Annotated in this window: 8 protein-coding genes and 1 pseudogene; 2 read left to right on the top strand and 7 right to left on the bottom strand. The window is 70.7% G+C overall.

Annotation, left to right across the window (positions count from 1 at the left end; all coding sequences use genetic code 11):
• Positions 1 to 613, top strand: a 613-nt coding sequence (locus JGS39_RS35350; RefSeq protein ID WP_219573853.1) for an LCP family protein, incomplete at its 5' end; no start/stop codon positions are given.
• A gap of 67 nt (positions 614 to 680) precedes the next feature.
• On the opposite strand, the gene JGS39_RS35345 is transcribed toward JGS39_RS35350, so the two are convergent.
• From JGS39_RS35345 to JGS39_RS35315, 7 genes are all read right to left on the bottom strand, one after another.
• Positions 681 to 1487, bottom strand: coding sequence for a class I SAM-dependent methyltransferase (locus JGS39_RS35345; RefSeq protein WP_219573852.1), 807 nt, complete (start codon positions 1485 to 1487; stop codon positions 681 to 683).
• Positions 1484 to 1960, bottom strand: coding sequence for a hypothetical protein (locus tag JGS39_RS35340; RefSeq protein ID WP_148018990.1), 477 nt, complete (start codon positions 1958 to 1960; stop codon positions 1484 to 1486). Before JGS39_RS35340 ends, JGS39_RS35345 begins: the two co-directional genes overlap by 4 nt.
• Positions 1961 to 2096: 136 nt before the next feature.
• Positions 2097 to 2552 carry a hypothetical protein gene (locus JGS39_RS35335; RefSeq protein WP_236064412.1) on the bottom strand — a complete coding sequence of 152 codons (456 nt, stop codon included), beginning with the start codon at positions 2550 to 2552 and terminating at the stop codon, positions 2097 to 2099.
• A 242-nt stretch (positions 2553 to 2794) separates the two neighbouring features.
• Positions 2795 to 3466 carry an enoyl-CoA hydratase-related protein gene (locus tag JGS39_RS35330; protein WP_219573851.1) on the bottom strand — a complete coding sequence of 224 codons (672 nt, stop codon included), beginning with the start codon at positions 3464 to 3466 and terminating at the stop codon, positions 2795 to 2797.
• 177 nt (positions 3467 to 3643) lie between these two features.
• Entirely contained in the window at positions 3644 to 4099 is a 456-nt protein-coding gene (locus JGS39_RS35325; protein WP_219573850.1) for a hypothetical protein, read from the bottom strand.
• A gap of 7 nt (positions 4100 to 4106) precedes the next feature.
• Positions 4107 to 4316, bottom strand: a complete 210-nt coding sequence (locus JGS39_RS35320) for a DUF397 domain-containing protein (RefSeq protein WP_219573849.1) — start codon at positions 4314 to 4316, stop codon at positions 4107 to 4109.
• Positions 4313 to 5191, bottom strand: a complete 879-nt coding sequence (locus JGS39_RS35315) for a helix-turn-helix domain-containing protein (protein WP_219573848.1) — start codon at positions 5189 to 5191, stop codon at positions 4313 to 4315. Before JGS39_RS35315 ends, JGS39_RS35320 begins: the two co-directional genes overlap by 4 nt.
• A 401-nt stretch (positions 5192 to 5592) precedes the next feature.
• Between JGS39_RS35315 and JGS39_RS35310 the strand changes: the two are divergent.
• Positions 5593 to 6000, top strand: a pseudogene (locus JGS39_RS35310) (helix-turn-helix domain-containing protein); the annotation flags it as partial.

Here is a 6000-nt window from a genome sequence, read left to right as displayed (position 1 = left end):
CGCGGGCACGGGCCGCACGACGAAGCTGAACGCCGCGTACGCCGAGGACGGCCCCGAGCTCCTCGTCCGTACCGTCGAGTTCAACACCGGGCTGCACATCGACCACTACGTCGAGATCGGCTTCGGCGGCTTCGCCAAGATCGTGGACGCGATCGGCGGCGTGGAGCTGGACATCCCCAAGGCGTTCAAGGACAAGTACTCCGGCGCCGACTTCCAGGCCGGCAAGCAGACGCTCGACGGGCAGCAGGCTCTCGCCTTCGTCCGGACCCGGCACGCCTTCACCTCGGACCTGGACCGTACGAAGAACCAGCAGAAGTTCCTCGCGGCGCTGGCGAGCCAGACGGCGACGCCGTCGACGATCCTCAACCCGTTCAAGCTGTACCCGACGATGGGCGCCGGTCTCGACACCCTCATCGTGGACAAGGACATGTCGCTGTGGTCCCTGAGCCAGATGTTCTTCGCCATGAAGGGCGTCACGGGCGGTGACGGGGCGTCGCTGAACATCCCGATCTCCGGCTCATCGGGCGGCAACCTGCTCTGGGACAAGGCCAAGGTCAAGCAGCTGGTCGAGCAGCTCAACAACGACGAGAAGGTCACGGTCACCGGCAACTGACCGGGTACGTCGTACACACGAAGGGCCCCGACGGCCGTACCGTCGGGGCCCTTCGCCTTGCCCGCCGCTACACCTTCCCGTGAGCGAGCACCGCCACGTGCGGAAGCGCCAACAGCCCGTCCGCGCCCTCGAATTCCTTGCACATCACGTCGTACTCCCGCTTCGCTGCGGCCACCCCCTCCGGCCCCCGGCTGTTGACCAGCTGCCCTATCGCGGCAACCCCGGAGGCGGGTCCGGCCCACCAGTCCTCGGCAGCGGCCCGGTGGTCCCAGGACAGCGATGTGCCCTGTACGTCCCCGAGTCCGGCCGCCGTCAGCAGAGCGCCCAGCCCTGCCGGGGTGCGCGGGAAGTCGTGCTCCTCGTCGACCGTGGCCAGCCAGCCGGGCCGGGTCAGACCGGCGGCCGCGGCGGCGCGGCCGATCAGTGCCTGGCCGGGCGCGCCCGGCGTCTGCCAGACCGTGACGGCGATCCGGCCGCCGGAGCGGGTGATCCGGCGCAGTTCGACCAGGGCGTCCAGCGGCCGTCCGACGTGGTTGAGCACGAAGTTGGCCACGACGGCGTCGAACTCGCCGTCGGGGTAAGGAAGCTGGGGCAGCGAGCCAATGCGTACGTCGACTCCGGGCGCCGCCCGCCGGGTGGCCGCGACCATGCCCGGTTCGGCGTCCACGGCCCGTACGACGGCTCCCCGCCCGGCAGCGGCCACCGTCACGCTGCCACTGCCGCACCCCACGTCGAGCAGACGGGTTCCGGCGGCGGCGGACGCGGCGTCCAGCAGGGCGGGCACCGTGTGGGCACAGAGCCGGCCGAAGGTACGGGCGTAACTCTCGGCGCGCCCGTCCCAGATCCGCCGCTCGCTCACATCGAAAGCGGTCATGCGACACCTCCGGCCGGGCCCTGCGGCTCGACTTCGTCCAGGTCCTCGTAGAGCGCGTCCAGGATCCGTCCCGTCGGCTTTCCTTCCGGCGACAGTTCGGCCAGACACCAGCCGGGCAGCTGCGCCTCGGCCTCGGGCGGTAGATCGCCGTCCGCCGGGTCCGCCAGCCCGTAGAGGAGACCGAACGCGGTCTCCTTCGCCACCTCCCGGGCTATCTCCCCCAGTTCACCAGGCGTCAGCCCGAGCCGGACCGCCCGCTCGACGGCCCCGCTCGCCAGACCTTCCTTCCGGTAGGCCGCGATCCAGTCGGGAGCCGCCGAGCTCCATGCGTCGATGTCCTGCCAGACCATGCGCAGGAAGCGGTACCGGGCCAGTTGAGGGATGTTCTCCTCGGCCTCCGACTCGGCCCAGCCCGAGGCGTCGTCGGCGCCCAGCGCCTCGAACAGGCCGGTGAGCTTGTCGATGTCCGTCATGGACAGGCAAGGTACGCCACGGGGCCGCAACGCCCGCGTCCGGACCGGGCGCTATGCGCGTGCGCGGATGCCACGGGCCGCGGCGCCCTCGTCCGGACCGGGGGTTATGCACGTGCGCGCCGCGCCCGTCCCCGGTTCAGCCGAACATCGAGGCGGCGATCAGTCCCACGACGACGGCGGCGGCACACACCAGGACGGTCGCCCCCCGCCTGCGCCCGGCCTTCCGGGGGCCTTTCGGGGGCCGGGCGGCCGTCAGGGGCGAGGGCTGCGGCGTCCCCGCCGCCCTCGCGCCGGCCGTCTCGGCCAGCAGGCCGCGGCAGCAGGCCGCGAGACGGGCGATGTCGCCGTCCAGGGGCACGGTGGTCTCGGCGCGCGCCGGGGCGGTCGTGCCGCCGTCCAGGATGCGGCCCGCCCGCACCCTCACCCGGCCGCGCCCATGGGACGCCAGGCTGATCCAGCGTCCGGCGTCCTCGCCCCGGATCACCACGGTGCCGTCACGTTCGCGGTAGACGGTGTGCTGCCGCCAGAGCAGTTTCGCCAGCGGCACGGGGAGGTCGGCCACCGTCGCGACCTGTCGCCTGTCGTCGCTCAACGGCACGGGACCGCCCGACGGCCGGTGCCCCGCGCAGCTCGTCCTCGGGTCTCCGCGGGCACGTGAGCGTGTCGGTGATTCGGCCGGGGTCTGTGCCCCGGTATGTACGTGGTCAACTCGCCGGTCCTTTCGGGTCACGCCGGTCGGCGCGATCACCGCAGGATTGTAGAGCCACGACAACCATGCTCACATGGAAGGCAATTGACGGACCGTGGGTTCGCATCCCACGGCACGGTGGCGGCTCAGCCGAGCGGGTCGGTGGTGTCGCGCAGGGTGGCCAGGGCCGGTGCGTACATGCGGGCCTTGATGGTGCCGACGGTGTCACCGGCCTTGTTCACCTGCGCCTGCGCGATCTCGATCGCCGTGGAGCGCACGGCGTCCTCACTGACCGCCCGGTCGACGATGCCGGCTGCCGCGGCCTCGGACCCGCCGTAGCGGTGGGCGGTGAGCATGGCCTCGTGCGCGGCCCGAGGAGTCAGCCGGGACTGGATGAGGGCGGCCATGCCGGGCGTGAACGGGATGTTGATGTCCGCTTCGGGCAGGCACCAGTAGCCGCGGTCGGCACGCATGACGCGGAAGTCGTGGGCGAGCGAGAACATCGCACCGGCGGCGAAGGTGTGCCCCTGAAGTGCGGCCACCGTGATGACCGGCAGCGACAGCATCCGGGCGAGGAGCTCGTGGACCGAGACGACGTAGTCCTGGTGCTGGTCGGCGTGGGCGAACAGCCAGTCCAGGTCGAGCCCGTTGGAGTAGAACTTGCCGGTCGCGGCGGTGACCAGGGCGCGGGGGCCCTCCGCCTTCTCCACCTCGTCGAGCGCGGCGCCGACGGCGGCGAGCCAGTCGGGGTGGAAGCGGTTCTCCCCGTCCCCGAGGTCGAGGACGAAAACGTTGTCGTGGCGGTCGAGCGAGGGCACGGTGGCTCCTTCGGACTGAGCGGATGGCGGGAGTGACTGCGCGCTACGGCCAGAACGAGGAAGCGGCCCAACCCACGCGAGCTACCTGTCGGTAACTTATGGGTTGGGGCATGGACAGGCAAGAGGGCCTGCCGTGATCGTTTGCCGGCCGGTCCCCCGGCCCGCGGAGCGCCGGGCTCAGCTGCGGAAGTTGCGGGCCAGCCACGGGCTGAGCATCGCGCGCGGGACGAGTTCCTTGTACGTCTCGTCACCGGGCAGCGGGACGACGAGCCACTGGCCGGGCGGGAAGAACCTCCCCTTCACGTACGCGATGCCGCCGTACACGGAACGGAGGAACGCGGGCACGGAGTCGCGGGGGACGTCCTCGAACTCCACTCCATCGACGGTGATCTTCGCGTCGTCCTCGGGAAAGACCTGGACGGTGACGGCGGGCGCACCGCCCAGCTCGATGAAGGCCTCATGCGGCAGCGAGCCGTCCGTGTCGAGCACGGCGAACGCCCCGGCGGAGGCGCGGCGGGAGGTCTGGTCGGCACCGATGTCGTCGGTGACGGTCATCTCCAGGTTGTACGCGCTCGCGACCTCACGGACCGCGACGACCGCGGTCTCGGTGCTCGGCAGACGAGGATGCCCCACGCGGCCCTCAGCCCTGCGCCGCGTACGCGACGAAGGCCGCCCAGGCGGCCGGGTCACAGGCGAGGCGGGGTCCCTGGGCGCGCTTGGAGTCGCGGACGTGGACGGTGTGCGGGGCGGCGGCGACCTCGACGCAGTCGTTGCCGTCACCGCTACTGCTGTAGCTGCTCCTGAACCACGACGGCTCGGCCGCGTCCACGGCAGAGGGCTTGTCGATCATGACTCTCCCAGCAGTTGCTCGATGAAGGCCAGTGACTCCCTGGGCGAGAGGGCCTGGGCCCGGATCATCCCATAGCGCAACTCAAGGATCCTGAGCTGCTTCGGGTCGGAGACGGGTCGGCCACCGAACGCGCCCTCGGAGCGGCCCACCGCGCTGCCGTCGGGGAACTTCAGCACCTCGATCAGCCCGCCCGTGCCCGGATGTTCCTCACGTTGAGTCGGCATCACCTGGATCGACACGTTACGCAATCGCCCCACTTCCAGGAGGCGTTCGAGCTGGCCACACCGCGCCGCCGCACCACCGACGGGACGGCGCAGCGTCACCTCCTCCTGGACGAAGCTGAGCGACGGGAGCGGGTCGCGGTCGAAGATGGACCGCCGGGCCATGCGCGCGGCCACCACGCGCTCCATCTCGTCCAGCGTGTACGCCGGAAGCCAAGACGCGAACAGGGCGCGCATATGGTCCTCGGTCTGAAGGAGTCCGTTGATGTTGTGGTGGTGATACGACTCCACCTGAACGGCTTTGGCCTCCAGCTTCGCCAGATCCCGCACCTTCTTCGGGTACCGGACCTCCGCCACATCCCGCTTCATCGCGGCCAGCTTGCCGCCCGCGCCGACCACCTCGTCCGTCCGGTCCAGGAACTCCGGCCGCGGGATGCGCCGCCCGCCCTCCACCTTGTAGACCAGGTCCTCCCCGTACCCGATCGCGGCCCCGAGCTCACAGGCCCGCAGGCCCGCTGCCTCCCGCCACGCCCGGATCTGGCGTCCCACCGCGGCCACCACCGCGGCGCCCGACTCGTCATCGGGGTCGACCTCCCAGCCGGGCTCGTCCGCCCCGCCTTCGCCCTGCTCCGTACCGACCCCGTCCACACTCATCCGTGCCCCACTTCCGACGTGCGTGCCGTTCTTTCCTCAACGGCATTCGCTGCCCGCGCGTCACTCCGGACAACCGGGACAGCGCCGGACACTTCCCGGACAACTGCCACCGGGTCGCGGATGCCCACGACTTACGCGGCCACGACCCGGTCGCTCGCGACGCGGCCGCCCACGACGTCTAAAGGCTTTTAAAGAACTCAGGGAAATAACCCAACCAAAACCCGACCCCACCCCCGTCCTGACCTGCATCACTCGCGCGAGTGAACAATGGCAACTGGGCTGGATTCGAGGCGGGTTGGCTGGCATATGCTCGCCGCGACAACCACAGAACTGAGACGGCCCCGGCCGGGACTGAGAATCCCGAGCGGGGGCCTGACCACGAGGAAGAAGACACCTTCCCGATGGATACCCCGCAGGTTATCGCGCCCCCGTGCGCCCAGCCCGGCTCCCCCGGCACATCCGGACCCCCTGACGTCACGCCGACATCCGGCGTCCTCCACGTCAACACCCGCCACGTCTCCGGCTTCGTGATCATCGGCAACCACCTCGCCCAGCACCACGAGCTCTCGCTCATCGCGATCGGCCTCGCCGTCCACATCCAGTCACTGCCCACCGGGGCCAAAGTCGGCATCAAGGTCCTGACCGACCGCTTCCCGGAGAGCGAAGCCCGCATCGCTGCCGCCCTGCACGAACTGGAAGCCGAGGGCTACCTGCACCGCAGCCGCGTACGACTCCCCAGCGGCCGCGTCGTCACCCGCACGATCTCGTACAACCAGCCCGGCACCACCGCGCCCCCGGTCGTCGTCGCG

Source organism: Streptomyces poriferorum (assembly GCF_019399235.1).
Classification (GTDB): domain Bacteria; phylum Actinomycetota; class Actinomycetes; order Streptomycetales; family Streptomycetaceae; genus Streptomyces; species Streptomyces poriferorum.
This window is presented reverse-complemented; position numbering and strand designations above follow the sequence as displayed.